The organism is Ruegeria sp. AK4 (assembly GCF_056541025.1).
The window spans coordinates 1-1188 of record NZ_JBQFXS010000072.1 but is presented as its reverse complement, the minus strand read 5'-3'; the positions used below and the strand labels follow the sequence as shown (position 1 = coordinate 1188).

Annotated in this window: 1 protein-coding gene; it reads left to right on the top strand. The window is 61.8% G+C overall.

What is annotated here, in order from left to right:
- The coding region (locus tag ACR0EZ_RS25910) for a formate--tetrahydrofolate ligase (RefSeq protein ID WP_480617719.1) at positions 1-1188 on the top strand (1188 nt) is incomplete at both ends.

Sequence of the window (1188 nt, the reverse complement as noted above, 5' to 3'; positions counted from 1 at the left end):
GCCCGCGAGGCGAACAAGAAACCGATCCAGGAAATCGGTGCCAAGCTGGGCATCTCCAGCGACGATCTGCTGCCTTACGGCCACGACAAGGCGAAGGTCAGCCAGGACTTCATCAACTCGGTGCAGGACCGCGAAGACGGCAAGCTGATCCTTGTCACCGCGATCAACCCGACCCCGGCGGGTGAGGGCAAGACCACCACCACGGTCGGTCTGGGTGACGGTCTGAACCGCATTGGCAAGAACGCGATGATCTGTATCCGCGAAGCCTCGCTTGGCCCGAACTTCGGCATGAAGGGCGGCGCTGCGGGCGGCGGTTACGCGCAGGTTGTTCCGATGGAGGAAATGAACCTGCACTTCACAGGTGACTTCCACGCCATCACCTCGGCCCACTCGCTGCTGTCGGCGATGATCGACAACCACATCTACTGGGGCAACGAGCAGGAAATCGACACCCGCCGCGTTGCATGGCGTCGTGTGGTCGACATGAACGACCGTGCGCTGCGTCAGATCACGGCGTCTCTGGGCGGCGTGTCGAACGGCTACCCGCGTGAGGCTGGCTTTGACATCACCGTGGCGTCCGAGGTCATGGCGATCCTGTGTCTGGCCAATGACCTGAAGGACCTGGAAAAACGTCTGGGCGACATCATCGTTGCCTATCGCCGCGACAAGACCCCGGTCTACTGCCGCGACATCAAGGCCGAAGGCGCGATGACCGTTCTGCTGAAGGACGCCATGCAGCCGAACCTGGTGCAGACACTGGAAAACAACCCGGCCTTCGTCCACGGTGGCCCGTTCGCCAACATCGCACACGGCTGTAACTCGGTCATCGCGACCAAGACCGCGCTGAAAGTGGCTGACTATGTTGTCACCGAAGCCGGTTTCGGGGCCGATCTGGGTGCAGAGAAGTTCATGAACATCAAGTGCCGCAAGGCGGGCATCGCCCCGTCGGCTGTGGTTCTGGTTGCCACCGTGCGCGCGATGAAGATGAACGGCGGCGTCGCCAAGGCCGATCTGGGTGCGGAAAACGTCGATGCTGTGAAATCGGGCTGTGCCAACCTGGGCCGCCACATCGAGAACGTCAAATCCTTCGGCGTGCCGGTTGTTGTTGCCATCAACCACTTTGTCACCGACACCGACGACGAAGTGCAGGCGGTCAAGACCTACTGCGCCGAACACGGGGTCGAGGCG